This is a genomic window from Kitasatospora sp. MBT66 (genome assembly GCF_000710405.2).
Lineage (GTDB): Bacteria > Actinomycetota > Actinomycetes > Streptomycetales > Streptomycetaceae > Kitasatospora > Kitasatospora purpeofusca.
In genome coordinates this window covers 125,114-125,583 of the sequence record NZ_JAIY01000009.1, presented here as the reverse complement: position 1 = coordinate 125,583, position 470 = coordinate 125,114, and the positions used below count along the sequence as shown (strand labels likewise).

Genomic DNA, 470 nt, shown 5'->3' with positions numbered 1-470 from the left:
GGGCGGCGGCGGTAGCGGGTGCCGAGGCTGTCGAGGATGCGGCGGTGGTGGGTGACCAGCCAGACCCGCTCGGGCTCCCCGGGCGGACAGCGGTCCAGGGCGTGGTCGAGGCAGCTGACCGCGAGCGCGTCGTCGCCCGCGGCGGCGGCCCGGGCGGACGCCCCGACCAGTGCCTCCCAGGCACGGCGCTCCATCGCCTCCACCGGGGTTCCGTCCGCGTCGGCGAGCGCGATGGCGCGGTCGTAGTGGAAGGCCAGCAGCCCGGGGCGGGGCACGTCCAGCAGGGCGGCCCAGTCGGCCGCCCGCAGATGGCGTTCGACCAGGACGCGGCCGGGCAGCTGGGCGAGCGCGACATCGCGGCTGACGGCGTACCGGAAGACGTACTCGACGTCTCCGGGCACGCCGCTGCGGCGCACCCGGCGCAGCAGTTCGCGCGACTCCAGGAGTTCCAGGCCGCGGCCGACCTCCTC

1 protein-coding gene is annotated in these 470 nt (G+C 77.0%); it reads right to left on the bottom strand.

The window, feature by feature from the left end:
- Positions 1–470: hypothetical protein (locus BI06_RS51145; protein ID WP_043471671.1), on the bottom strand; the 470-nt coding region annotated here is incomplete at both ends.